This is a genomic window from Telluria sp. LT1R51-2 (genome assembly GCF_059685775.1).
The window spans coordinates 888,421-913,484 of sequence record NZ_JCASIM010000002.1 but is presented as its reverse complement, the minus strand read 5'-3'; the positions used below and the strand labels follow the sequence as shown (position 1 = coordinate 913,484).

At 64.4% G+C, this 25,064-nt stretch carries 20 protein-coding genes; 16 read left to right on the top strand and 4 right to left on the bottom strand.

The window, feature by feature from the left end:
* The first annotated feature begins 81 nt into the window (after window positions 1–81).
* Complete coding sequence (locus tag AC56LH_RS22235; protein WP_499649713.1) at window positions 82–906, top strand: AraC family transcriptional regulator; 825 nt, start codon at window positions 82–84, stop codon at window positions 904–906.
* Window positions 907–996: 90 nt separating this feature from the next.
* On the opposite strand, the gene AC56LH_RS22230 is transcribed toward AC56LH_RS22235, so the two are convergent.
* The 3 genes from AC56LH_RS22230 to AC56LH_RS22220 all read right to left on the bottom strand — a co-directional run bounded on the left by AC56LH_RS22230 (window position 997) and on the right by AC56LH_RS22220 (window position 4,646).
* Complete coding sequence (locus tag AC56LH_RS22230) at window positions 997–2,157, bottom strand: MFS transporter (protein ID WP_499649711.1); 1,161 nt, start codon at window positions 2,155–2,157, stop codon at window positions 997–999.
* 835 nt (window positions 2,158–2,992) lie between these two features.
* On the bottom strand, window positions 2,993–3,418 hold the full coding sequence (locus AC56LH_RS22225; RefSeq protein ID WP_499582191.1) for an organic hydroperoxide resistance protein: 426 nt from the start codon (window positions 3,416–3,418) through the stop codon (window positions 2,993–2,995).
* Window positions 3,419–3,635: 217 nt separating this feature from the next.
* Window positions 3,636–4,646 carry a LacI family DNA-binding transcriptional regulator gene (locus AC56LH_RS22220; protein WP_499649709.1) on the bottom strand — a complete coding sequence of 337 codons (1,011 nt, stop codon included), beginning with the start codon at window positions 4,644–4,646 and terminating at the stop codon, window positions 3,636–3,638.
* 268 nt (window positions 4,647–4,914) lie between these two features.
* On the opposite strand from AC56LH_RS22220, the gene AC56LH_RS22215 reads away from it, so the two are divergent.
* The 4 genes from AC56LH_RS22215 to AC56LH_RS22200 all read left to right on the top strand — a co-directional run bounded on the left by AC56LH_RS22215 (window position 4,915) and on the right by AC56LH_RS22200 (window position 12,298).
* Window positions 4,915–7,338 (top strand): TonB-dependent receptor, encoded by a 2,424-nt coding sequence (locus AC56LH_RS22215; RefSeq protein ID WP_499649707.1) that lies wholly within the window; start codon window positions 4,915–4,917, stop codon window positions 7,336–7,338.
* Window positions 7,339–7,425: 87 nt separating this feature from the next.
* Entirely contained in the window at window positions 7,426–8,769 is a 1,344-nt protein-coding gene (locus tag AC56LH_RS22210; protein ID WP_499649705.1) for a GH1 family beta-glucosidase, read from the top strand.
* 14 nt (window positions 8,770–8,783) lie between these two features.
* A complete protein-coding gene (locus AC56LH_RS22205) occupies window positions 8,784–10,124 on the top strand; it encodes an MFS transporter (RefSeq protein ID WP_183555206.1) in 1,341 nt (446 codons plus the stop codon).
* Complete coding sequence (locus AC56LH_RS22200; protein ID WP_499649703.1) at window positions 10,121–12,298, top strand: heme-degrading domain-containing protein; 2,178 nt, start codon at window positions 10,121–10,123, stop codon at window positions 12,296–12,298. Before AC56LH_RS22205 ends, AC56LH_RS22200 begins: the two co-directional genes overlap by 4 nt.
* 10 nt (window positions 12,299–12,308) lie before the next feature.
* Here AC56LH_RS22200 and AC56LH_RS22195 read toward each other — a convergent pair whose 3' ends face one another.
* The gene (locus AC56LH_RS22195; RefSeq protein ID WP_499649701.1) at window positions 12,309–12,554 is read right to left on the bottom strand and encodes a hypothetical protein; all 246 of its coding nucleotides are present in this window, start codon (window positions 12,552–12,554) and stop codon (window positions 12,309–12,311) included.
* 186 nt (window positions 12,555–12,740) lie between these two features.
* Here AC56LH_RS22195 and AC56LH_RS22190 point away from each other — a divergent pair, with 186 nt between their 5' ends.
* The 11 genes from AC56LH_RS22190 to AC56LH_RS22140 all read left to right on the top strand — a co-directional run bounded on the left by AC56LH_RS22190 (window position 12,741) and on the right by AC56LH_RS22140 (window position 25,061).
* A complete protein-coding gene (locus AC56LH_RS22190) occupies window positions 12,741–13,334 on the top strand; it encodes a hypothetical protein (protein WP_499649699.1) in 594 nt (197 codons plus the stop codon).
* A 130-nt stretch (window positions 13,335–13,464) separates the two neighbouring features.
* Window positions 13,465–13,746, top strand: coding sequence for a hypothetical protein (locus tag AC56LH_RS22185; protein ID WP_499649697.1), 282 nt, complete (start codon window positions 13,465–13,467; stop codon window positions 13,744–13,746).
* A 5-nt stretch (window positions 13,747–13,751) separates the two neighbouring features.
* Entirely contained in the window at window positions 13,752–16,667 is a 2,916-nt protein-coding gene (locus AC56LH_RS22180; RefSeq protein WP_499649695.1) for a monovalent cation/H+ antiporter subunit A, read from the top strand.
* On the top strand, window positions 16,667–17,011 hold the full coding sequence (locus AC56LH_RS22175; protein WP_499649694.1) for a Na+/H+ antiporter subunit C: 345 nt from the start codon (window positions 16,667–16,669) through the stop codon (window positions 17,009–17,011). The genes AC56LH_RS22180 and AC56LH_RS22175 overlap by 1 nt, the downstream gene beginning before the upstream one ends.
* The gene (locus AC56LH_RS22170) at window positions 17,008–18,690 is read left to right on the top strand and encodes a monovalent cation/H+ antiporter subunit D (RefSeq protein ID WP_499649692.1); all 1,683 of its coding nucleotides are present in this window, start codon (window positions 17,008–17,010) and stop codon (window positions 18,688–18,690) included. The genes AC56LH_RS22175 and AC56LH_RS22170 overlap by 4 nt, the downstream gene beginning before the upstream one ends.
* Complete coding sequence (locus AC56LH_RS22165; protein WP_499649690.1) at window positions 18,687–19,205, top strand: Na+/H+ antiporter subunit E; 519 nt, start codon at window positions 18,687–18,689, stop codon at window positions 19,203–19,205. Before AC56LH_RS22170 ends, AC56LH_RS22165 begins: the two co-directional genes overlap by 4 nt.
* On the top strand, window positions 19,189–19,467 hold the full coding sequence (locus AC56LH_RS22160; RefSeq protein ID WP_499649688.1) for a K+/H+ antiporter subunit F: 279 nt from the start codon (window positions 19,189–19,191) through the stop codon (window positions 19,465–19,467). Before AC56LH_RS22165 ends, AC56LH_RS22160 begins: the two co-directional genes overlap by 17 nt.
* Window positions 19,464–19,838, top strand: coding sequence for a monovalent cation/H(+) antiporter subunit G (gene mnhG, locus AC56LH_RS22155; RefSeq protein WP_499649686.1), 375 nt, complete (start codon window positions 19,464–19,466; stop codon window positions 19,836–19,838). Before AC56LH_RS22160 ends, mnhG begins: the two co-directional genes overlap by 4 nt.
* A gap of 285 nt (window positions 19,839–20,123) precedes the next feature.
* Window positions 20,124–20,639 (top strand): gluconokinase, encoded by a 516-nt coding sequence (locus tag AC56LH_RS22150; RefSeq protein ID WP_499649684.1) that lies wholly within the window; start codon window positions 20,124–20,126, stop codon window positions 20,637–20,639.
* A gap of 97 nt (window positions 20,640–20,736) precedes the next feature.
* Complete coding sequence (locus tag AC56LH_RS22145; RefSeq protein ID WP_499649682.1) at window positions 20,737–23,733, top strand: TonB-dependent receptor domain-containing protein; 2,997 nt, start codon at window positions 20,737–20,739, stop codon at window positions 23,731–23,733.
* A gap of 11 nt (window positions 23,734–23,744) precedes the next feature.
* Window positions 23,745–25,061 carry a gluconate:H+ symporter gene (locus tag AC56LH_RS22140; protein ID WP_499649680.1) on the top strand — a complete coding sequence of 439 codons (1,317 nt, stop codon included), beginning with the start codon at window positions 23,745–23,747 and terminating at the stop codon, window positions 25,059–25,061.
* Window positions 25,062–25,064 lie beyond the last annotated feature (3 nt).

The following is a 25,064-nucleotide window of genomic DNA, read 5'->3' as shown; positions in this document are numbered from 1 at the left end:
CGGATGAAATCTCACGGATTTCCACGCAGAAATATCGCTTTTCGTCCAGAATAGCTAGCTATCTATCTAAATCGTATTGTCATGGACAAACTGTCATCACTGGTCGGTCGCCACTCATTCAACGCCCGTATTTTCTATAACGGTGCGTTTTGCGATACCAATCACTTCACTGAAAACGGTGTCACCGGCCAGCTGCACGTGGTGCGCGAGGGTCCAGTCGATTTCATCCATGCAGATGGTGAGGTCATCACCGTCACCGAGCCGTCGCTGCTGTTTTATCCACGCGGCGCCAGCCATCGTCTGCAGGTGCATCCCGGCCACACCGCCAACCTGCTGTGCGCCCATATCCAGTTCCAGGACGAGATGAGCAATCCGCTGTCGCGCGTGCTGCCCAACTGCCTGGTCATGCCGCTGAGCGAAATTGCCGGACTGCGCTCGACGCTCGACCTGCTGTTCAGCGAAGCCAGCCAGGCCGAACCGGGCCGCGAGGTGATCCTGGATCGCCTGTGCGATGTGTTGCTGATCCAGGTGATCCGGCGCGAATTCGACAGCGGGCGCTTGTCGCTGGGCTTGCTGGCCGGCCTGTCGGACCGCCAGTTGTCGCTGGCGCTGACCGCCATCCACGAGCGCCCGCATGAACCATGGAGCCTGCAATCGCTGGCCAAGGTAGCCTGCATGTCGCGCGCTGCGTTCACCGAACGCTTCCGCGACGTGATGGGCATGCCACCGGGCGAATACCTGACGCGCTGGCGCATCGGCGTCGGCAGCCGTCTGCTGCGCCAGGGCATGCCGGTCAAGCAGGTCAGCAGCCGCGCTGGCTATACCAGCCCTTCCACGTTCACGCGCGCCTTCACGACGATGATGGGCGCCTCGCCGCGCGAGTGGCTCAAGCAAGCAACGGGCTGATCCAGAAACGACAATGCAGACGGGCCTTGCGGCAACGTCTGCATTGATGTTTGCAGGTCAGGCATGCGGCCATTCAGGGCCGCACAACCATTACTTCAGCATGCGGGTACGGCATGCCACCATCGCGATCACGATCGACAGCGCGCCGATATAGGCAATGGCTGCCTGCATGCCGATGAAGTGGGCAACGGCGCCGATGGCTGGCGGGCCCATCAGGCTACCGCTGTACGCCATGCTGGCCACCGCGGCCAGGGCTGCCGGGCCTTGCGCGCCGGCCGCGCTGAACACGAACGGGAACACCAGCGCCAGGCCAACACCCGCAACCGCGAAGCCGAGTAGCGCCACATAGGCGTTCGGGGCCAGCACCGCGAAGAACAGGCCGGCCGCCGCGACCATCGCGCCGGTGCTTACCAGGCGTTTGGCGCCATGGCGCTCTTTCAGTTTGTCGCCAAACATGCGCGAGATCAGCATCATCACCGAGAAAGCGGACAGCGACAGCGGCGCGAGGCCATCCGATGCGCCGAAGTGTTCTTTGAGGAACATGCCGCTCCAGTCGGCGATGCTGCCTTCAGCCATCGAGCCGAAGAAACCCAGCAGGCCCAGCAGCACCAGCGGACCACGAGGCAGGGCAAACGATTTCTTCTCGACCTGGACGCCGACCTCGTCGGCTTCCAGCACGCTGTAGGCCATCCACAATACGACGGCCAATGGGCCGGCCAGCATCAGGAAGTGGGTGGCTGGCGCAATCTTGAGGCTGGCCATCAGGCTGCCCAGCGTGGCGCCGGCCAGGCCGCCAGCGCAGCACAGGCCGTGCAGACGCGACATTTCCGACTTGCCACTGACTTTTTCGCGGCGCGCTGCCGCCGAATTCATTGCCACGTCAAAGATGCTGGCGGTCACGCCCAGCATCAGCACCGACGTCATCAGGCGCGGTACCGTCGGCGCCATGCCGATCGACACCAGCACACTCAACAGCGCCATGCCCGCGAGCAGGATGGTCTTGCGGGCGCCGAAGCGTTTCATCATGAACGATGACACCGGATACGACAGCACAGCGCCCAGGCCGCCGCAGACCAGCACCATCGACAATGCCGCATGCGACACATTGACGCCGGCGGCCAGCGCGGGGATACGGCCAGCCCACGATCCCATGATCAGGCCGAACAGTGCGAAGACGAGTGGGAGGGAATATTGCTGGGCTTGGACGAGGACAAACGACGAACGGCGCGGCGCGGAAACAGGGGTGTGCATGAAAGCGGTGAATTGTTAAATTATTGAAGTGTCAAAGGATTGCCAAAGTGCTCTTCAGAAGCCAGCCGCGCGTGAAATATTTACTTCAAGCATCTGATGGAGCGCAATTCTAAACACCTTTTTCCGCTATGGTTTTCTAAGCGGAAAAATATTTGCAACCGTTGTTTTGCACTCACACATGAATGATGAAATCATTGGCTTGGACATATCACCAGATAACGATTACATATCGAAAGCCGCCAGAAAATCCTATTTATCGAGGAATATGTAACGATTTATTGCGTCTCTTGCGGTATTAAAAGGATTACTATTCGCGATCTGAATTTATTGCGACGCACCAAACAGCGTAAATCCTGGTGCCAATACGGCACTCCAATGACCTGCTAAGAGAAGAAAACGTCGTGACAAAGATTTTTCTCAGGAAAGTACCTTGCCGCGACCAGACCATCAATTGAAGCAAACGCCAATTGTTAAATAAAGACTCAAAAATGCCATTTATTTTTAGTGCATCGACACAAAAAAAGGCTGCCCACAGGCAGCCTTTCTCGTCATCGGCACGGTCTTGGTTTCCCAAGCGGCCTTATCTTAAAACAGTTGCAACAGATCAAAGCCGGGGTCAGGTCTGACATTCGGACACGACCTCAGCCTTAACGACTTCCAATACCGCCATGCCCAATGAAGCTGGCCTGGTACTAATCCGTTCGAACTACCTGACTGTCGAGATCGTGTCCGAATGTCAGACCTGACCCCGGCTGTTTATCCTGACTGTCGAGATCGTGTCCGAATGTCAGACCTGACCCCGGCTGTTTATTCTGCTTTCCCAGGCAGTCGTGCCTTACACCAGTTGCAGCGTCACGTCGATGTTGCCGCGGGTGGCGTTCGAGTATGGGCATACGATGTGCGCGCGGTCGATCAGCGTTTGCGCTTCGTCGGCTGGCACGCCTGGCAGGCTGATCTTGAGCAGCACTTCGATGCCGAAGCCAGTCGGGATCGGGCCGATGCCGACCGTGCCTTCTACTGCGACGTCCGGCGAAATCTTCAGTTTGTCGCGGTTGGCGACGAATTTCATCGCGCCCAGGAAGCAGGCCGAGTAACCCGCAGCGAACAATTGCTCAGGGTTCGTGCCAGGCAGACCATTGCCACCGAGTTCTTTCGGGGTGGTCAGCTTCACATCCAGTGCGCTGTCGGACGACACGGCGCGGCCTTCGCGGCCACCCGTTGCGGTGGCGTTGGCGCGGTAGAGAACGTTTTCGATTGCCATGATAAGACTCCTTGAGAGGGTGGCGGATGACCGCCGAATTATGTAACGCTATTAGATAGCGCGCTATTTAAATGGGTTGTTGCCTTGGCCCGCCGACCCGCTTACCTGTTGTGGGGTACGTTCGGCGCTGCCATGAACAACATATTACATAGCTCGCTACTTAATAGCAAGCGATTTTATTCGAGCCTGTTGTGCCAGCTTGCCGACAACACGGCGCCTACACCAGCCGGACTGATTCCCGCACCACCAGACTCAACCCCGGCACATTGGCAGCCGGTTGCTGATGCCCCAGCATCGCCAGCATGCGCCGCCCGATCCCGGTGCCGACTTCATACAGCGGCTGGCGCACAGTGGTCAGTGGCGGCGTCGTGTACATCGAGCTTTCCAGATCGTCGAACCCGACCAGCGAAATGTCTTCGGGCACGCGGATATTGCGGCGGTACAGCGCCAGGCGCGCGCCGTACGCGGTCAAATCGTTGGCCGCGAAAATCGCGCTGAAACGCACATTGGCCACCAGCAGGCTGTTCAGTGCCAGCAAGCCGCTGGACTCGCTGAAGTCGCCCGTCACGACCAGCCGCGGGTCGCTCGCGATACCGTGTTTGGCCAGCGTATCGTTGTAGCCCGCCAGGCGCTCGCGCGCGTCGCGGTGATCGGGTGGCCCGGCAATATGGGCAATGCGCCGGTGCCCCTGGCTGATCAGGTATTCCACCGCTTCGCAGGCGCCGCCGTAGTTGTCCAGGCAAAACGCCTGCGTGCGCTCGCCCTGCACTTCGCGCCCGAACGCCACGATCGGCACGCGACGCGAAAAGTCGAGGATCTGCTTGTCGCTCATATTGCCGGTCAGGATCGCCACGCCATCGACGCGGCGCCCGATCAACAGTTCGACCCGCTCGGCTTCTTCGTCGGCATGCCAGTGGCCGCTCATGATCAGGAGCGCATAGCCGGAGGCCTTGACTGCATCTTCGATGCCGACCATGGCGCGGTTGAAATAACCGCTCTCGAGCGACTGGGTCAGCACGCCGATGGTGTTGGTGCTGCCCATCTTGAGGCTTTGCGCCAGGCGGTTGGGCTTGTAGTTGAGCTCATCGATGACACGCTCGATCGTGCGCCGCTTGTCATCCGACACTTTCGCCGTGCCGTTCAGGAAACGCGAAACGGTCGCCGGCGACACGCCTGCCCTGCTGGCGACCTGGTACAGCGTGGTGATACCGCTATCGATGTTTTTCATGAAGCGTTCTGGACAGGTCCGGGGCAATTTGTTGCTTGAAGTATATCACGCAGCTTTCACATAAAAAGGCCGCTGAACCATGCTTATGAAACGCTTTCATAAACAATCCGTCGTTGACCTGCAACAAACCCACTACTCCCTATCATAAATACTAATTGACATTTTTTTACCGTTGAAATTACTATGAAACCGTTTTCAAGATTGATGAAACCGATTTCTTATCAGTCCTAACGCAAGCAGCATCCATAAAACTATATCGGAGACAAGCATGACAATCATGACGCCCCAACTGGCAGGGGTCCGTACGCCCTCGTCCGCCCCTATCCGCCTGGCCATCCTGACGCTGCTCTCCAGCATCGGTACAGCCCACGCACAATCGGCTTCAGATCCGGCATCGCCTGCCGCCGCCACCCCGGCCGCCGTCGTCGACAATGGCCGCATCGCCGAAGTGGTCGTGACCGCCACCAAGCGCTCGACCTCGCTGCAGCGCACCCCGATCGCGGTCACCGCGCTGACCGCCGCCACGCTGGCCGACAACCATGTCCAGACGCTGCTCGACGTCGTCGCACTGGTCCCGGGCTTCCAGGCCACGGCCCAGGGTGACCACGGCGTGACCACGATGACGCTGCGCGGCATCGGCAACGACAGCGCCAAGACCGAATACGCCGACCCTGAAGTCGCCTCGTTCGTCGATAACGTGTACTCGCCACGCGCCGAAGGCGCCACTGCCCTGCTGTTCGACGTCGAAGGCATCGAAGTGCTGCGCGGCCCGCAAGGCACGCTGTGGGGCCGCAACTCCACCGTCGGCGCCGTCAACATCCAGACCGTCAAGCCGGAGCTGAACAGCCGCTCGGGCTATGTCGAAGGCGGCATCGGCGACTACAACCGCATCGGCACGCGCGGCGCGGTCAATGTGCCGCTGTCCGAAACGGCCGCACTGCGCTTTGCCGTTGTGCACGAGCGTCATGATGGCTATGTCGATTACCAGCAATTCCCCAACCCGTCGATCGCGCAACAGCGCGCCGCCTACCTGGCTGCCGGCGGCGCCGCTGCCGGCTTCCGCCCGATCAATCCGAACAACTACGTCTCCGGCGGCGACAAGTACAGCGCCCAGGACCAGACTGCTGCGCGCATGTCGCTGCTGTGGCACCTGGCGCCGAACCTGCGCTGGAACATCGCCTACGAAAAATTCATCGACCGCGGCACCCCAAGCGCCAACCTGATGCAGACGCCGCGGGCGGGCCAGGACCACTGGTCGACGCTGTCCGATTCGTCGCCATGGGTCAACCGTGACAGCGACAACGTGCGCAGCCGCCTGAGCTGGGACATCAGCCCCGACCTCGCGCTGCAATACGTGGCCGGCTGGTCCAAGTACAGCGGCGACATGCGCTTCGACCAGGACGGCGGCACGATCCTCCCAACCTCGATCATCTCGGGCGGCAAGTTCCAGGAGCACACCACGACCGACTCCAACTACCGCAGCTACAGCCACGAAGTGCTGCTGCAGTCGGTCGGCACGCGCGCCATCGACTGGCAGGTCGGCGCCTACTACGGCAAGGAAAAGAACAATATCCGCTTCGATATCGGCGGCATGAACGGCACCGAAGATGGCACCGTGGCATGGCAGGGTTCGTTCATCCAGCCCGACCAGACCGTGGAAAACTCGGCCGTCTTCGGCCAGGCCACCTGGAACCTCACCGACGCCTGGCACCTGACCGGCGGCGTGCGTTACACCCACGACAAGCGCGTCCACATTGGCGGCCGCGGCTACACCTGGGCGTACGACGCCAGCGCGCCACAACTGCCGCTCAATCCGCAGATCGATCCGCGCGATCCGGTCAACGGCTACCAGTCCGGCGTGCCGAACGATGGCCGCTACAGCGACAACAAGGCCACCGGCCTGCTGCGCGTGAACTACGACATCGACCGCAGCAATATGGTGTATGCGAGCGTGTCGACCGGCTACAAGGCGGGCGGCGTGCAGGATCGCGGCTTGCCGTACCAGCCAGAGACGCTGACCAACTTCGAGATCGGCTCGAAGAGCACCTTCATGGATGGCGCGCTGCGTATCAACAACGCGCTGTTCTACATGGACTTCAAGGACTTCCAGTTCAATTCGCCGGTCAGCTTCTCCGACGGCAGCCGTGGCCTGGCCATCGAGAACGCCGATGGCGCGAAAGTCATGGGTCTGGAAACCGAGATCGCCGCCCGTATCGCGAAAGACGGCCGCCTGTCGATCGCGCTGGCGGTGCTCGACACCAAGCTCGGTCACCTGGTCGCCGGCTCGAACGATTATGCGCTGCCACCGTGCACGGTCGACACCCGCATCGAGACCTGCCTGGACGTGAGCGGTCACAAGCTGCCGCACGCACCGAAGTTCTCGACCACGGTGCAGTACCAGCACACGTTCCGCCTGGCCGATGGTGCTACCCTGGTGCCGCGCATCACGGCGCGCTACGAGGATGACGTCAGCCTGAGCGTGTTCGACCTGGGTCCGGAAGACCGCCAGAAAGCCTACGCCAGCGCCGACCTTGGCCTGCGCTACGCGAAGGACAAATGGTGGGTCGACGCCTTCGTGCGCAACGTCGGCGACAAGAAGATCAAGACCAGCGCCTTCAACGGCTTCGGCCCTTGGCTGGCGCAGTACAAGCCACCACGTACGGTTGGCGTGAATACCGGCTTTGATTTCTAAAAGCTGAAGCATGGCAGCGCGCCCGGTCGGGCGCGCTGCTTTTTTTGTTTGACCTGAATCCGTCCTTCGCAGCGATCCGAGAGTTCCATGACCAACAGCCCCGACTTCGACTTCCGCAACAATTTTCCTTCCGACTTCACCTGGGGCGTGGCCACCAGTTCCTTCCAGATCGAGGGCGCTGCCGCCGTCGATGGCAAGGGGCCGTCGATCTGGGACACCTTCTGCCTGGACCAGAACAATATCAAGGATGGCAGCGACGGCATTGTCGCCTGCGACCACTACCACCGCTACCAGGAAGACGTCGGCATCATGGCCTCGATCGGCGTGGATGCGTACCGCTTCTCGTTCGCCTGGGCGCGCGTCCAGCCGGATGGCAAGGGCGCCTGGAACGAAGCGGGCTTCGATTTCTATGACCGCCTGCTGACCGAACTGGCGAGCAAAGGCATTCGCGCGCACGCGACCCTGTACCACTGGGACCTGCCGCAAGGCCTGCAGGACGATGGCGGCTGGCTCAATCGCGAGACCGCCTACCGCTTCGCCGATTACGCACGCGAAATCGCGCGCCGCTTCGGCAACCGGTTAGAGGCCATCGCCACCCACAACGAACCGTGGTGCACGGCCAACCTGGGTTACGGCAATGCGCAGTTCGCACCCGGCGTGGCCGACCTGAATCAATCGATCCAGGTCTCGCACCACCTGCTGCTGTCGCACGGCCTGGCCATGAGCGCGATGCGCGAGGTTGGCAGCAGCGCGCAGCTGGGCATCGTATTGAACCAGTGGACCGCCGATGCAGCCACCGATTCGCAGGCCGACCGCGACATGGCCGAATTCGAATATGCACGCTCGGTGCAGTGGTTCATGGACCCGATCTTCAAGGGCCGCTACCCGGAACTGGCGCTGCGCGGCCATGGCGAGAACGCCCCCGTCGTCGCTGACGGCGACCTGGCCATCATCCACCAGAAGATCGACTTCCTCGGCTCGAACTATTACTTCCGCTCGTGGTGCAGCGCCAGTACGCCGCCCGTACCGGCGCCGGCGCGCCACGGCGTGACCGACATGGGCTGGGAAATCTTCCCCGAAGGCCTGTCCGAACTGCTGCTCAAACTGAAAGCCGAGTATCCCGACCTGCCGCCGGTGTACATTACCGAAAACGGCATGGCCAATCCGGACGTGCTGGAAAACGGCCGCGTGCACGATACGGCGCGCATCGCCTACGTGCGCAGCCACCTGGCCGCGCTCAAGGATGCGATGGATGCGGGCGTCGACGTGCGCGGTTATTTCCTCTGGAGCCTGCTCGACAACTTCGAGTGGAATTCGGGCTACGCCAAGCGCTTCGGCATCGTGCACGTGGATTATGCGAACCAGCAGCGCACGCTGAAGGACAGCGCGCTGTGGTACCGCGAATTCATCGCCAGCCGCATCAAGGCTTGATCAACGGGATCATCATGCGCCCTGCCAAAACCGTATCACCGCTGCTGTGGGTCCCGACCGGCTACTTCACGATGGCGCTTGGCTACGTGATGCTCACCAGCGTCACCGCCATCATGTTCAAGAATCTGGGCATGGACAACGGCCGCGCGGCCCAGTATTCGAGCCTGTTGATCCTGGCCTATACGGTCAAGCCGCTGTTCGCGCCGTTCGTCGAGATGTACCGCACCAAGAAGTTCTTTGTGCTGTGTTCGCAGCTCGCCATCGGCGCCGGCTTTGCCGGCGTGGCGCTGCTGATGGAACTGCCCGGCTACATGACCTTTTTGATGGCGATCTTCTTTGCGCTGTCGTTCATCGGCGCGACGCAGGACATCGCCAGCGACGGCGTGTATGTCACGTCGCTCGACGCGCGCGCGCAGTCGCTGTACTGCGGCATCCAGAGCCTGTCGTGGAATATCGGGCCAATCGTCGCCGCCGGCGGCATGGTCTACCTGAGCGGTTACCTGCACACCCACGTGTTCGGCCATGACCCGGGCGTGTTCGGCCCGGACTGGATCGACGCCTGGCGCATCATCTTCCTGCTCGTCGGCGGCCTGACGCTCTTGATGGCGCTGTGGCACTGGCGCTTCATGCCTGAAGGCGCACGCGCCGCCGACACGCCATCGAGCGCGAAGGACGCCGGCCGTATCCTGGTCGATGCCTTCGTCACGCTGTTCCAGAAGCGCGGCGTGTGGCGCATGATCGCGTTCGCGTTCCTGTTTCGCTTCAGCGTCGGCCTGCTGGAAAAGATCGGTCCGTTCTTCATGGTCGACCCGGCCTCGAAAGGCGGCCTCGGTCTGTCCAACGAGATGCTGGGCCTGATCTACGGCACCTATGGCCTGGCCGCGGTGCTGGTCGGCTCGCTGCTGGGCGGCCTGTATGTCGCCAAGCGTGGCCTGAAGTCGACGCTGTTCGTGCTGTGCTGCGCGATCAACATCCCGAATGTCGCGTTCCTGGTCATGAGCATCTACACGCCATCGAGCCTGGTGCTGATCACGCTGGGCGTGGCCATCGAAAAGTTCTTCTTCGGCTTCGGTGCGGTCGGCTTCATGATCTACCTGATGCAGCAGCTCGCACCGGGCAAGTACACGACCACGCACTATGCGTTCGGCACCGGCCTGATGGGTCTGTGCGGCATGGTCACGGGCGTCATCAGCGGCCACCTGCAGGAGATGATGGGGTACGTCGCCTACTTCGGCCTGGTGATGGTCGCGACCATCCCGTCGTTCATCGCCACCTGGTACGCGCCGTTCTATCACGATGACGGCAGCACGCCGGCGGCAGGCATCGACACGGATGGCAAGACGGTGCCGGCATGAAGCGCACCGTGCTCGCCGCGGCGCTGCTGACGCTTGCTGCCGGCGCCGGGTCTGCAGAGATCAAGGTCAATGCGGTGGGCTTCCTGCCGCAATCGCACAAGCTGGCCGTGATCCCGCAGGCGGTCGGTGCGAACCGGTTCGAGGTCGTCGATGCTGACGGCAAGGTCGTGCTGGATGGCGCGCTGGGCGCGGCGAGCCGCTGGGCGCCGTCGGGCGAAACCGTACGCGTGGCCGACTTCAGTGCGCTGACGCAGGCTGGCGCCTATCGCGTGCGCGTGGGCAGCCTGGTCTCCGATCCGTTCACGGTCGGCCAGGATGGCTACCGCGCGCTGGGCGACGCGGCCCTGAAGGCGTTCTACTTCAACCGCAGTGCGATCGCCCTGACGCCGGAATATGCCGGCGCGTGGGCGCGGCCCGCCGGCCATCCCGACGACAAGGTGCTCGTGCATGCGTCGGCAACATCAAAAACACGCCCGCAAGGCACGGTCATCGCCAGTCCCAAGGGCTGGTACGACGCCGGCGACTACAACAAGTACGTGGTCAACTCGGGTATCTCAACCTACACGCTGCTGGCTGCACTCGAGCACTTCCCCGATGTCTTCAAGCGCGACATCGGCATTCCCGAATCCGGCAACGGCGTACCCGACATCCTCGACGAGGCGCTGTGGAACCTCGACTGGCTGCTGACGATGCAGGACCCGGCCGATGGCGGCGTGTACCACAAGCTCACCAACCTGCGCTTCGACGGGATGGTCATGCCGCACGCGGCGTCGACCACCCCGCGCTATGTGGTGGCCAAGAGCACGGCGGCGGCGCTCGATTTCGCCGCCACGATGGCCACCGCCAGCCGCGTGCTGGCGCCGTACGACGCGAAGTGGCCCGGCCTGTCGCAGCGCATGCTCACAGCGGCGCAGGCCGCGTGGCGCTGGGCCGAGGCGCACCCGAACGTCGTCTTCAAGAACCCGAAGGATGTCGTCACCGGCGAATACGGCGACGCGCAGCTGGCCGACGAATTCGCGTGGGCCGCGGCCGAACTGTTCATCGCGACCGGGCAGGATGTGTATGCGCAAGCCTTCATGCGACGCGACGCGGCCTTGAGCACACCGGCCTGGGACAATGTGGCGGCGCTGGGCTGGATGTCGCTGGCACACCACCGCGCCAACCTGAAGCCCGGCATCGACCGCGCGCTGGTCGAACGCCGCATCGATGCATTGGCCAGCCAGCTCGCAGGCAAGGCCGAAAGCGGCTACCGGGTGCCGCTGGCATCAAAAGACATCGTCTGGGGCAGCAATGCGGTGATCCTGAACCAGGGCATGATGCTGCTGCAGGCCTATCGCATCAACGGCACGCCGGCCTATCTGCAGGCGGCGCAGTCGAGTCTCGATTACGTATTGGGCCGTAACGCCACCGGCTACACGTTCGTCACGGGCTTTGGCGCGCGCCCGGTCATGCATCCGCACCACCGGCCATCGATCGCCGATGGCGTGGCCGCGCCGGTGCCGGGCTGGCTGGCCGGCGGCCCGAATCCGGGCCAGCAGGACGCCAGGGACTGCCCGCCGTATCCGGGCAAGCTGCCGGCGCTGTCCTATCTCGACCACGCCTGCAGCTACGCCGCCAACGAGGTCGCCATCAACTGGAACGCGCCGCTGGTGTACGTGACCGCGGCGCTGTCCGCGCTCACGCCCCATGCCATGACCGACACTGCCACCGTCTCGCTTGCCGCGCTGCTGCGCGAAGAACAGCAACTCCAATTTGATCGCTTCGACGATGCCACCGCGCGGGCCGTCGGCGCGCAGCTCGTTGCGCGCGCCGAGCGCGAACACAAGACCGTGACGATCCAGGTCTCGCGCGGCGACACCGTGCTGTTCAGGCAGGCGATGCCGGGCGCGTCACCGGATCACGCCGACTGGATCCGCCGCAAGAACAATCTGGTCGGGCGCACCGGCCACAGTTCGTTCTATACCCACAATGAAGTGCGCCAGGCCGGGGGCGACCATGACGCGCTGCCGGGCCTGGACATGCGCGACTATGCCGCTCACGGCGGGGCCTTCCCCGTGATCGTGCGCGGTCAGGGCGTGGTCGGCACGGTGACTGTGTCGGGGTTGCCGGGGCCGGACGACCATGCGCTGGTGGTCGCGGCGCTGAAGGATTACCTGACGCCCGTTTCGCCGTAACGGCGGAGCCTTATTCGTCGTTCAGGCTGCGCGCGACTTCCTGTCGGTACAGTTGCCAGGCAAAGCGCCACACCACCACGGTCACGATGAACAGCTTGGTCCAGACCAATAGCCAGATCACGGTGGTCAGGTCGATGCCAGGGTAGGCCGTGCGCACTGCAGCGGTGGCGATCATGATCAGCACGACCGGCGCCAGCGCCAACATCAGCGGCCGCACCAGCGGGCGCCGCGTGCGGGTAAAGGGAGACGTCATCATGGCGGGGATAGGTTGTTTGCATCGCCGGACAGGATTGACCGGGACGAGCCTGACATCCTACCAGCCTGCGTGTCGAACCAGGACGACTACCAAGAGGCCAGCTTTACGCCGCTTTACATTTGCCACCCTGTTGTGCAGTCAGTACCAGGTCGTTAAATACATACGATTCGCCACAGGACAAACATCATGGTTTCCAGCATCAGCAGCAGCACCGCAACCCAGGCCACCTACGCACCGGCCGCCAGGAAGACACCCGATGAGACGGTTGCCACCCCCGGCCCGGCCGCCACGACCGACGACCAGACAGCCGCCAGCGCAACGACCCAGAGCGCCGAATCGGCCGCCAGCGCGCGCCTGGGCGACCAGTTGAGTGCCCAGGCCGACGCATCGCGCGTGCAGCGCGCCGTAGACGAAGCAGGCACTGAAAGCGACACGACAACGGCAACCGGGAGCGAAGCGTCGAGCGAGGCAGCCGCACCCGCAGGGGGAGCAGCGGCCCCGACCGGCGGCGCGGCGCCGGCTGCATCGACGGCCACGTCCACCACGGCGTCAACGACCAACGACTACGTCGCCGAAGCCGACACCGATTCGGACAAGACCGTCAGCGACGACGAGCAGGCTGCCTACGAGACCAAGCTGCGCCAGCAGGCCGAGGCAGCTGCCGAAACCAAGGCGGCCGCCGCAAAAGAAGCCGATCCACAGGATGCGCTGACGGCCGAAGTGCGCGCCACGTATGGCGTTGACAAGGCCGCGGAACCGGCGTTGAACATCACGGCTTGATGCCTGATTTTGTTGCGCTGCACCCGAAGTTACAAGCAGTAAAATCGAAATAAACGACGAAACGCGTTGTAGTCAGGTCGTCAACTACGGTAAAGTGTCGCATTCCGAGAAGTATTTCACGAGGCGGCGCATGCCAGAATTTAGCCCAACTACGCCCCCCGGATCGTTGATTGCCAACCATCTGCACGCCTGCTCCGCCAGGCTGCAGGTCGTACTGCGGCAGACAGCCAACCAACTATCACCTTCGCTGGTGACCACGATGGTACGCAACGTACCCGTGGCGCCGGCGACGCTTGCCCATGGCGCGGCGCATCCATCACGGCTGCGCGCGCCGGAGAACACCATGAACCAGTTCCAACCTGCCCTGCGCCTGTGCGCGCGTCGTTACATGTCGCACTGCCCCGAAGGATGATGTCGATGACCTCACTGCCACTGATCCTCCTCGTCCTTCTCCCCTTCGCGGGCGCCATCATTTCCGCCTGCCTGCCCAACACCTCGCGCAACCGGCCCGCCGCCGCTGCCGGCGTGTTCACCCTGGCAGCGCTCATCATCGCCATCTCCAAATTCGACGAACTCGGCGCCGGCCAGGTGGTATTGGAGCGCTATGAGTGGCTGCCGCTGTTCGGCCTGGACTTCATCGTGCGCATGGACGGCCTGGCCTGGCTGTTCTCGATCATGGTGCTCGGCATTGGCCTTTTGGTGATCCTGTACGCGCGCTACTACATGTCGAAGAAAGACCCGGTGGCGCGCTTCTATGCCTACATGCTGGCATTCATGGGTTCGATGATGGGCGTGGTCCTGTCCGGCAACCTGATCCAGCTGGTGGTGTTCTGGGAGCTCACGAGCCTCACGTCCTTCCTGTTGATCGGCTACTGGCAGGACAGTAACGATGCCCGCCGCGGCGCGCGTATGGCGTTCACCGTCACCACCGCCGGCGGCCTGTGCCTGCTCACCGGCGTGCTGATCCTGGGCCACATCGTCGGCAGCTACGAGCTCGATGCGGTGCTCGCCGCCGGCGACCAGATCCGCGCCCATTCGCTGTACCTGCCGGCCCTGATCCTGGTGGCGCTGGGCGCGCTGACCAAGAGCGCGCAGTTCCCGTTCCACTTCTGGCTGCCCCATGCGATGGCCGCGCCCACGCCCGTCTCGGCCTACCTGCACTCGGCCACGATGGTCAAGGCCGGCGTGTTCCTGCTGATCCGTCTGTGGCCGGCGCTGGGCGGCACGCCCGAATGGACTTGGCTGATCGGCGGGGCCGGCGTCATCACGCTGCTGCTGGGTTCCCTGTTTGCGATCTTCCAGAATGACATGAAAGGGCTGCTGGCCTATTCGACCATCAGCCACCTGGGCCTGATCACGGTGTTGCTGGGCATCGGCTCGCCGCTGTCGGTGGTGGCAGCGATCTTCCACGTCATGAACCACGCGATCTTCAAGGCCTCGCTGTTCATGGCTGTCGGCATCATCGATCACGAGACGGGCACCCGCGACATGCGCGTGCTGCGCGGCCTGCGCCGCGCGATGCCGGTCACCGCAGCGCTGGCGATCGTCGCATCGGCCTCGATGGCCGGCGTGCCGCTGCTGAACGGCTTCCTGTCGAAAGAGATGTTCTTTGCCGAAACCGCCCACGTGGGCGGCACCGAAGACTGGAAGATGTCGTATGCAGCGGTGGCGATGGGCATCTTCAGCGTGGCGTATTCGCTGCGCTTCATCAGCGTGTTCTTCGGCCAGCTGGCCAAGGACCTGCCGCAGGAGCCACACGAGCCGGTACGCTGGATGCGCTTCCCGGTCGAATGCCTGGTGGTGCTGTGCATCGCCGTGGGCGTGATGCCCGAGCGCGTGGTGGGCGACATCCTGGCCGTGGCCTCGAGCTCCGTGCTGGGCGCAGCCATGCCGGCCTACGACCTGGCGATCTGGCACGGCTTCAATCTGGCGCTCGGCATGAGCGGCGCGGCCCTGGTGCTGGGCGCCCTGCTGTACTGGGTGCTGCTGCGCCGCCACGACCTGCGCGAACGCACGCGCGTGCCGGTGCTGCACCGTTTGAAAGGCGCGCAGGCCTACGAGAGCACGATGCTGGCGCTGTCGCTGGGCGCGACCTGGATCATCCGCCTGACCGGCACCCGGCGCCTGCAGCCGCAGCTCCTGGTGCTGATGTCGTTCATGATCGTGGTGCCGCTGCTGCTGGTCGATCCGTGGTTCAGCCTGCCAGCGGTGAACCTGCTGAATATCGAACCGCTGTTTGCCGTGCTGTGGCTGATCGGCGCCGCCTGCGCCGCCGGCGCGGCCTACAAGGCCAAGTACCACCGCCTGGCGGCACTGAGCATGGTCGGCGGCACCGGCATCGTCACCGCGATCACCTTCGTCTGGCTGTCGGCGCCCGACCTGGCGCTGACCCAGCTGATGGTCGAAACCGTGACCACGGTGCTGATCCTGCTCGGCCTGCGCTGGCTGCCGCCGCGCCTCGTGCCGAAGGTGCTCAAGCTCACGAAGGCGCCGCCAAGCACGTGGTTCCGGCGCTCGCGCGACAGCCTGATTGCCGTTGGCGGCGGCCTGGGTATCGCTGCGGCCAGCTACGCGGTGCTGATGCGCAGCCCGCCGCCATCGATCGGCGAATTCTTCGTGCTGCGCGCCCTCACCGAAGGCGGCGGCTCGAACGTCGTCAACGTGCTGCTGGTCGACTTCCGCGGTTTCGACACGCTGGGCGAAGTGACCGTGCTGTCGGCCGTGGCGCTGACCGTGTATGCACTGCTGCGCCGCTTCCGCCCGGCCACCGAATCGATCGCGATTCCCGTGCAGCAGGCCAGCGACGTCGATCCGACCAAGGACCAGGCGCCGGCCGCGCAGGCGCGCAGCGGCTACCTGATGATCCCGGCCGTCTACCTGCGCCTGCTGCTGCCGGTGATGGGCGTGATGGCGGCCTACTTCTTCATGCGCGGCCACAACCTGCCTGGCGGGGGCTTCGTCGCCGGCCTGATCTTTGCCACCGCGCTGATCGTGCAGTACATGGTTGCCGGCACCGACTGGGTCGAATCGCACCTGCGCCTGCGCCCGCACCGCTGGATTTCGTGGGGCCTGTTCTGCGCCTGCTTCACCGGCATCGGCGCCTGGTTCCTCGGCTACCCGTTCCTGACCAGCCACACGGCCCACCTCGACCTGCCCGTGCTGGGTGAACTGCACGCGCCGAGCGCGTTCATGTTCGACCTGGGCGTGTTCCTGGTGGTCGTCGGATCGACCATGCTCACGCTCGTCGCGCTGGCCCACCAGTCGCTGCGCAGCCACCGCCTGGCCGCCGACGCCACGCGCGTCACCATTCCACCTGCCAAGGAGATCCTCTGATGGAGCTTGTTCTTTCGCTTGCCATCGGCATCGTGTTCGCCTCCGGCATCTGGCTTGTCCTGCGTCCGCGCAGCTTCCAGGTGCTGTGCGGCCTGATGCTGATGTCGTACGCCGTCAACCTGTTCATCTTCGCGATGGGGCGTCTGTGGATCGATGCCCCGCCGCTCACCCCGGCCGGCACCCTGCCCAATCCGGCCATCCTGGCTGACCCGCTGCCACAGGCGCTGGTCCTGACCGCGATCGTGATCGGCTTTGCCACCACCGCCCTGTACCTGGTGGTGATGATCGGTTCGCGCGGCCTGACCGGCACCGACCACGTTGACGGCAAGGAGCCCGATCTATGAGTCTGCACTGGACCCAGCACCTGATCCTGGTGCCGGTAATACTGCCGCTACTGGTCGGCGCCGCGCTGGCCCCGCTCACGCAGGGCTGGCACCGCCTGAAGTTCTGGCTCAGCTACGCCTCGATCCTGGGCCTGGTGGCCAACGCACTGGCGCTGGTCCACATGACGGACGGCGGCGCCTGGCAAGACGGCATGGGCATCTACCTGGCCGGCAACTGGAGTGCGCCGTTCGGCATCGCGCTGCTGGCCGATCGCCTGAGCAGCATCATGCTGCTGCTCACCGCCCTGCTGGGCCTGGCGTCGCTGCACTTCACCAAGCAGCGCTGGGGCCGGATCGGCGTGCATTTCCACACGCTGTTCCAGTTCCTGCTGATGGGCATCAACGGCGCCTTCCTGACGCACGACCTGTTCAACCTGTTCGTGTTTTTCGAAGTCATGCTGGCCGCCTCGTATGGCCTGGTGCTGCACGGGTATAACGCCGAGCGCATCCGCGCCAGCATGCAGTACATCGCGATCAATCTGGCCGCCGCGCTGCTGTTCCTGCTGGGCCTGGCGCTGATCTACGCGACCACCGGCACGCTGAACATGGCCGATGTGGCGGGCCGCGTGCCGCTGCTGGCGGGCGATGACCTGGCGCTGTTCAAGATCGGCGCCACGATGATGGCGCTGACCTTCCTGACCAAGAGCGCGATGTGGCCGCTGGGCTTCTGGCTGCCCACCACCTACGCCGCCGCATCGCCGCCGGTCGCGGCCATGCTGGTGCTGATGACCAAGGTCGGCGCGTATGTGGTGCTGCGCCTGTGGCTGCTGATCTTCTCGGACGACGCCGGCGCTGCTGCCGGATTCGGCAAGGATGCGCTGCTGTACGGCGGCATGGCCACCATCGTGTTCGGCGCCGCCGGCATGCTCTCGACCGATACGGCCGGACGCATGGCGGGTTACGCCGCGATCATCTCGTCCGGCACGCTGCTGGCGGTGATCGGCTATGGCCAGCCGAACCTGGTCACCGCTGGTATCTATTACCTGATCGGCTCGACGCTGGCGGTGGCCGCATTCCTGCTGTTGATCGAGCTGATCGACCGCATCCGCACGCCGCGCTCGGCGATGCTGGCGCTGACCATGGAAGCCTACGCGGTCGAAGACGCCCCGGTCGAACCGGTCGGACGCTGCGTGCCGGCCGTGATGGCTTTCCTGTCGCTGGCCTTTGCCGCGTGCGCGCTGATGATCGCCGGGTTGCCACCGCTGCCGGGCTTCATCGCCAAGTTCGGCATGTTCCATGCGGTGCTTCATCCGCAGGTCGTGGCCACCGCCGCGAACGGCGTCATGACGGGACCGACGACGATTCCGGTTGCCGGCTGGACGCTGATCGCGCTGATCGTGCTGTCGGGCCTGATCGCCGTGATCTCGATGATGCGCTTCGGCGTGCGCACCTTCTGGGCCAGCGGCGTGCTGGTGCCGCCCAAGCTGCACCGCACCGAAGTGATGCCGATTATTTTCTTGCTGGGTCTGGCGATCGGGATGACGATCCAGGCCAACGCGCTGTTTGGCTACCTGGCGCGCGCCAGCGACGCGATCCATCGTCCGGCAAGCTATATCGGCCGCGTGCTGTCCGAACCGAGTCTGCCCGGACCGGCATCCTCGCCCGCCCCCACCATCAACCTGACACCGGAGGCGCCATGAAGCGCTGGCTCCCCCATCCCGTCGTCTCGCTGCTGCTGTGCGGCCTGTGGCTGCTGCTGAACCAGACATTCTACCCGGGCCACGTCCTGCTCGGCGCCCTGCTCGGCATCGCCGCGCCGATCCTCACGCGGCATCTCAACCCGCTCGGTTACCCGCGCCTGCGCGCACCCGTCGTGGCGCTGCGCCTGCTCGGCTTCGCGTCGGTCGAGGTCGTGCGCTCATGCTTCAACGTCAGCCGCGTGATCCTGTTTGCCGATTACGCCAACCTGAAGTCGGAGTTCATCCGCGTGCCGCTGACGATGCGCGACGAGTACGGCCTGGCCGCGCTGTCGTGCCTGATCAACATGACGCCGGGTACGGTATGGACCGAGATCCAGCCCGACACCCATGAGCTGGTCCTGCACGTGTTCGACCTGCACGATGCAGACTGGTGGGTCGACACCATCCAGACCCGCTACGAGCAACCCCTGATTGAAATCTTCGAGAAGAAAGGCCCCCATGGCGACCCTGCTTGAACTGTCGATCGGCTACGCCCTCGTGTGCGCCATGGCGGCAATGCTGCTGTGCGCCATCCGCCTGCTGATCGGGCCCTCGGCCCACGACCGCGTGCTGGCGCTCGATACCCTGTGGATGTGCGGCATGCTGCTCGCGCTGGTGCTGGGCATCCGCTTCGGCACGCAAATCTATTTTGAGGTGGCGATGCTCACCGTGCTGGTCGGTTTTGTCTCGACCATCGCGATCGCCAAGTTCCTGATGCGCGGGGAGATCATCGAATGAATGGCATCGAACACTTGCCCGACTGGGCTGCCCTCGTCGTCTCGCTGCTGCTGATCGTGGGCGCGAGCATCGTGCTGATTGGCGCCCTGGGCCTGCTGCGCCTGCGGACTTTCTACCAGCGCATCCACGGCCCGGCCATCACGGTCACGATCGGCGCCGGCAGCCTGCTGCTGGCCTCCATGCTGTACTTCACGATCGCGCAATCGCGGCCCGTCGTGCATGAAGTGATCATCACGCTGTTCATCCTGCTCACGGCGCCTGTGGTGTCGATGATGATCATGCGCGCCGCCGTCTACCGCGACCTGCGGGCCCGCCGGCCCGATGCTGGCGCCACTGCCGGCGATGTCTACTCGATCGTCGACGAAGAATAAGTCACGGGCCGGGGCCGATCTACGCTCCGGCCTGCCTCTTCCGTAGAGTAAATACAACACTCCTGTCATGAGGTTGGCGCATCGCAGCAATGATAGCGCTATCAAGTCGCGCGTACACACGCCGAGTCAGCGCCATCGAATCTCCCCGAAATTTCCCACAAGACACCCGCACTGCCCCGCCGGATTGCATTGCGTTGCAACATCGATAATCAGTTTACAAATTCTACAACCTCGACAACACTGAAAAAAAGCGCGATGTTAGCGCTAACGAATTGAGGAGATACGATGTCGGCAAGCAGCACATCCCCCGCCCTGCGCTGGGTCGTCATGGGGGTCAGCGGATCGGGCAAGAGCACGGTGGGGGCCATGCTGGCCGCCCACGACGGCGTCCCGTTCCTCGAAGGCGATGCCTATCATCCGCCCGCCAACGTCAGCAAGATGAGCGCCGGCATCCCGCTCGACGACGATGACCGCGCCGGCTGGCTCGCCAGCCTGGCCGGGGAAATCCGCACCGCGCGCGAACAGGGTCACGGCCTGGTGCTGTCCTGCTCATCGCTGAAGCGACGCTACCGCGACCTGCTGCGTGACGCCGATCCTGCCCTGCGCTTCGTCCACCTGGCCGGCCCGCGCGAACTGATCGCCACGCGCATGACCTCCCGCCCCGGCCACTACATGCCGCCATCGCTGCTCGAAAGCCAGCTGCGGATCCTCGAACCGCTGCAGCCCGACGAAACCGGGCTGACCCTCGACATCACGCTGGCGCCGCAGGCGCTGGTGGAACGCATCACGGCCAGCGCCTGATCGTCAGCGCAGCCCTTACCCATTTGCCAGCAGGCGCAGCCACCCACCCATAGAGGCGGCGCGCTTTCAACCAACGAGCATCGAGGAGACAACCATCATGCGCACACCCGTTCAACGCACTCTCATCAGCCTGGCCGTGGCCAGCGCCTGCTGGATGGTCGGCGCCGCCGCCCACGCCCAGCAGGCGCAAACCGAGCCTGCCACCGACACCGCACCCGAGGCGACCGCGCCGGATGCCAGCCTGGCTGGCCCAGTGGCAGCGGCAGCGGCAGAACCGGCCTCCACGTCCGTGGTGCGCATCTCGGGCTCGCGCATCGCCGCGCGCGGCTTTTCGCAGCCAACGCCCACCACGAGCCTGAGCGCCGCCGACCTCGAAAAGGCCGCCAAGCCGAACCTGTTCAACACGCTGACCGAACTGCCGGCGCTGCAGGGCAGCACGGGCCGCACGACCAGCACCAACAGCACCAGCAGCGGCATCCAGGGCCTGAGCTCCCTCAGCCTGCGCGGCCTGGGCACCATCCGGACCCTGACGCTGCTCGATGGCCAGCGCGTCGTCGGCGCCAACGTCACGGGCGTGACCGACGTCAGCCAGTTCCCGCAACTGCTGGTCAAGCGCGTCGATGTGGTCACCGGTGGCGCCTCGGCGTCGTACGGCTCGGACGCCGTGGGTGGCGTGGTCAACTTCGTCACCGACAAAACCTTCACCGGGTTCAAATCCAACGTCCAGCTGGGCCAGACCAAATACGACGACGACCGCGGCGCCACGGTGCAGGCAGCCTGGGGCCGGGCGTTCCTCGACAACCGCCTGCACGTGACGGCCAGCGGCGAATTCACCAAAGAAAACGGCATCGAATCGCCCGGCATTGGCGGCGTCGGGCCGAACGGCCGCACCTGGTACCAGAACCCGGCCTATTCGGTGCGGCCACTGAACCAGACCGGTGACGGCCTGCCGCAATACCGCGTGATCTCGAACGCGCAGCAATACCAGTACTCGAAATACGGCCTGATCACGAACGGCCCGCTGCAGGGCACCGCATTCGGCGACGGCGGCGTGCCGTACCAGTTCCAGTATGGCTCCAACGGCCGCCCGACCGGCACCGGCGCGGTCACCAATTGCGTCAATCCATTCTGCATCGGCGGCGACTTGAGCGGCAGCGTGGGCTCGGGCACCAATCTGGCGATGAACTTCAAGCGCCAGGTGGCCTACACCCGCGTCTCGTACGACCTCGATGCGGACAACCAGGTCTACTTCACCGCCAATTACGGCCAGGTGGCCTCGCGCTTCTCGCCCAACCCGGGCGCGGCCAAGAACGCCAACCTGACCGTCCAGTGCTCGAACCCGTTCCTGCCGGCGTCGATCCTGGCCGCCTGCGCGCAGAACAACATCACCAGCTTCCAGTACGGCACCGCGAACGCGATCTTCCCCGAAAACATCGACGTGCAGCCGACCCGCACCCAGCGCCGCTTCGTCATCGGCGCCGAAGGCCGGTTCGACCTGTTCGGCAAATCGTGGGCGTACGACGCCTACGTCACGCATGGCGAGAACAAGACCAATCTCGACGCCAACAACATGACGATCAACCGCCGCTACAACGCCGCGATCGACGCCGTGCGGGCGCCGAACGGGCAGATCGTCTGCCGCAATCCGGTGGCCGCCGCGTCGGGCTGCGTGCCGCTCAATATCATCGGCAACAACCCGGTCGATCCGGCCGCCTGGGCCTATATCGCGCCCGAGAACGGCCCGCGCCAGCGCACCACGCAAAGCCAGGATGTCGGCAGCTTCAACATCAATGGCGAATTGTTCGAAGGCTGGGCCGGTCCGGTCTCGGTCGCCACGGGCGCCGAATACCGGCGCGAGAAGTACCGCGTGCGCGGCGACGCCTACGGCAACGGCGTGTCGCCGGCGTCGCCGAACAACGCCATGTATCCGGTTGACCCGCTGCTCGACACCACGGTCGGCAACAACTGGTACGCCGGTAACTTCCACAACGGCGAGGGAAGCTACAACGTCCGTGAAGCCTACGTGGAGCTGAACATCCCGCTGTTCAAAACGGCCACCTGGGGCGAAGCGAACCTGAACCTGGCCGACCGCGAAACCAAGTACAGCACCGCCGGCAGCGTGGGCAGCTGGAAGATGGGCGCCACCTGGCAAACGCCGGTCGACGGCCTGCGCCTGCGCGGCGTGACGTCCAAAGACGTGCGCGCACCAAACCTGAGCGAGCTGTATGCCGCGCCGGTCGTGGTCAACAACGTGGTGCAGTACCAGGGCAACACGATCAGCGTGCAGGAGCGCACCGTCGGCAACACGGCGCTGCGGCCCGAGATCGCGCGCAACAACTCGTTCGGCATTGTCCTGAGCCAGCCAACGTGGGCGCCGGGTTTCTCGGTGTCGCTCGACTACTTCGACATCAAGGTCAAGGGCGTGATTGCGGCACTGACGATCCAGCAGGAAGTCGATCTGTGCGTGGCCGGCAACCAGGAAATCTGCGCAGCGATGGTGCTCAACAGCCCGGGCAACAACTACGTCACGCTGCAGAACTTCAACCTCGCTTCGCTGCAGACCAAGGGCTTCGATATCGAGACCTCGTACAGAACAGGACTCGAACGAGTGAACCTGCCGGGGCGCTTCACGTTCCGCGCGCTGGGCACGCGCAACCTGCACTTCATCACCGACACGGGCGTGGTCGGCACGATCCCGGTGGACGCAGCCGGCTCGAACATGAGCAACACGCCGAAGTGGAAGGTACTGGCGCAGCAAACCTGGGAGCACGACAAGCTCAGTCTGACGCTGACCGAACGCTGGGTCAGCGACGGCACCTACCGCAACGACTTCATCGAGTGCCAGACCGGTTGCCCGGTGTCGACGCTGATCCACCCGACCATCTTCAACAACCGGATGAAGGGCGCGACCTACTTCGACCTGGGCGGCAGCTACAACGTGTCCAAGCAGTTGCAGCTCTACTTCAAGATCGACAACCTGGCCGACAAGGATCCGGAACCGGCGCCGCAGGCCAATGCCAGCTACGGCATCAACCCGGCGCTGTACGACGTGGTCGGGCGCACGTACCGGGCCGGCCTGCGCTACGGCTTCTGACCGGCGGCGGCATGCTCGATATCGTCTCGGTACTGCTGGCGGTGGGCCTGCTCACGCTCTTGATCGCGTGGGGCAAGGTGCAGCCCCTGCTGGCCTTCGTGGCGGCGTCGCTGCTGGCGGCGCTGCTGCTGGGGGTGCCGCTGGCGCGCATCCCCGGCGCCATCGAAAAAGGCATCGGCGACCTGCTCGGCTCCCTGGTGGTGATCATCTGCCTGGGCGCCGTGTTCGGCAAACTGATCGCCGACAGCGGCGCGGCGCGGCGCATCGCCACCTGCCTGGTCGATGCACTGGGGCCGCGCCGCCTGCCGATCGCGCTGACGATCACCGGCTTCGTGGTCGGCATTCCGCTGTACTACAACGTCGGCTTCGTGCTGCTGGTGCCGCTGATCTTCTCGCTCGTCTACAGCTCGGGGCGTCCGGCCGTGGCGCTCGCGATCCCGCTGCTGGCGGGCCTGTCGATCGCGCACGGCTTTTTGCCGCCGCACCCGTCGCCGGTGGCGCTGGTGGCCGCGATCCACGCCGACATGGGCACCACGCTGCTATACGGGATCCTGGTGGCGGTGCCGACGTTGATCATCGCCGGCCCGGTGTTTGCCATGACGCTCACGCGCATCCAGGCCAAACCGGCCGCCATCTTCCAGGAGAGCCAGCAGGCGCCGATTGCGCAGCTGCCCGGCGCGTTCAACAGCTTCGCCACCGCGCTGCTGCCGGTGCTGCTGCTGGGCGCAACGACGCTGCTGACGATGGCGCGGCCCGACCTGAATGGTGTGCTGGTGTTCTTTGCCAATCCGCTGGTCGTGATGCTCGTGTCGTATGCGGTGGCGATCGTCTCGCTCGGCCTGGCGCAGGGCCGCTCGTTCGTCACGGTGATGCAGGGTCCGGCCGAGGCGATGCGCGAGATCGCGCCGATCCTCCTGATCATCGCCGGCGCCGGCGCGCTCAAGCAGGTGCTGGTCGAATCGGGCGTGAGCGCCGATCTCGGCGCGCTGCTCTCGGACTTGCCAGTGTCTCCGCTGGTGCTGGGCTGGCTGGTGGCGACCGTGATCCGCATCTGCCTGGGTTCGGCCACCGTGGCGGGCGTGACGGCTGGCGGCATCGTCGCCCCGCTCGTCCAGAGTTCGGGCGTCGACCCGAACCTGATGGTGCTGGCCATCGGCGCCGGAAGCCTGATGTGCAGCCACGTCAACGACTCCGGCTTCTGGATGTTCAAGGAATATTTTGGCCTGTCGCTGCAGGACACGTTCCGCTCCTGGACGCTGATGGAAACGCTGGTCGGTGTCTTCGGCCTGCTGTTCGTCCTGCTGCTGTCCCAACTTTTATCGCTGTGATCC

Coding starts and splice junctions, on each gene's coding strand:
- AC56LH_RS22235 (WP_499649713.1), top strand. CDS start 82: ATGGACAAACTGTCATCACTGGTCGGTCGCCACTCATTCAACGCCCGT.
- AC56LH_RS22230 (WP_499649711.1), bottom strand. CDS start 2,157: ATGCACACCCCTGTTTCCGCGCCGCGCCGTTCGTCGTTTGTCCTCGTC.
- AC56LH_RS22225 (WP_499582191.1), bottom strand. CDS start 3,418: ATGGCAATCGAAAACGTTCTCTACCGCGCCAACGCCACCGCAACGGGT.
- AC56LH_RS22220 (WP_499649709.1), bottom strand. CDS start 4,646: ATGAAAAACATCGATAGCGGTATCACCACGCTGTACCAGGTCGCCAGC.
- AC56LH_RS22215 (WP_499649707.1), top strand. CDS start 4,915: ATGACAATCATGACGCCCCAACTGGCAGGGGTCCGTACGCCCTCGTCC.
- AC56LH_RS22210 (WP_499649705.1), top strand. CDS start 7,426: ATGACCAACAGCCCCGACTTCGACTTCCGCAACAATTTTCCTTCCGAC.
- AC56LH_RS22205 (WP_183555206.1), top strand. CDS start 8,784: ATGCGCCCTGCCAAAACCGTATCACCGCTGCTGTGGGTCCCGACCGGC.
- AC56LH_RS22200 (WP_499649703.1), top strand. CDS start 10,121: ATGAAGCGCACCGTGCTCGCCGCGGCGCTGCTGACGCTTGCTGCCGGC.
- AC56LH_RS22195 (WP_499649701.1), bottom strand. CDS start 12,554: ATGATGACGTCTCCCTTTACCCGCACGCGGCGCCCGCTGGTGCGGCCG.
- AC56LH_RS22190 (WP_499649699.1), top strand. CDS start 12,741: ATGGTTTCCAGCATCAGCAGCAGCACCGCAACCCAGGCCACCTACGCA.
- AC56LH_RS22185 (WP_499649697.1), top strand. CDS start 13,465: ATGCCAGAATTTAGCCCAACTACGCCCCCCGGATCGTTGATTGCCAAC.
- AC56LH_RS22180 (WP_499649695.1), top strand. CDS start 13,752: ATGACCTCACTGCCACTGATCCTCCTCGTCCTTCTCCCCTTCGCGGGC.
- AC56LH_RS22175 (WP_499649694.1), top strand. CDS start 16,667: ATGGAGCTTGTTCTTTCGCTTGCCATCGGCATCGTGTTCGCCTCCGGC.
- AC56LH_RS22170 (WP_499649692.1), top strand. CDS start 17,008: ATGAGTCTGCACTGGACCCAGCACCTGATCCTGGTGCCGGTAATACTG.
- AC56LH_RS22165 (WP_499649690.1), top strand. CDS start 18,687: ATGAAGCGCTGGCTCCCCCATCCCGTCGTCTCGCTGCTGCTGTGCGGC.
- AC56LH_RS22160 (WP_499649688.1), top strand. CDS start 19,189: ATGGCGACCCTGCTTGAACTGTCGATCGGCTACGCCCTCGTGTGCGCC.
- mnhG (WP_499649686.1), top strand. CDS start 19,464: ATGAATGGCATCGAACACTTGCCCGACTGGGCTGCCCTCGTCGTCTCG.
- AC56LH_RS22150 (WP_499649684.1), top strand. CDS start 20,124: ATGTCGGCAAGCAGCACATCCCCCGCCCTGCGCTGGGTCGTCATGGGG.
- AC56LH_RS22145 (WP_499649682.1), top strand. CDS start 20,737: ATGCGCACACCCGTTCAACGCACTCTCATCAGCCTGGCCGTGGCCAGC.
- AC56LH_RS22140 (WP_499649680.1), top strand. CDS start 23,745: ATGCTCGATATCGTCTCGGTACTGCTGGCGGTGGGCCTGCTCACGCTC.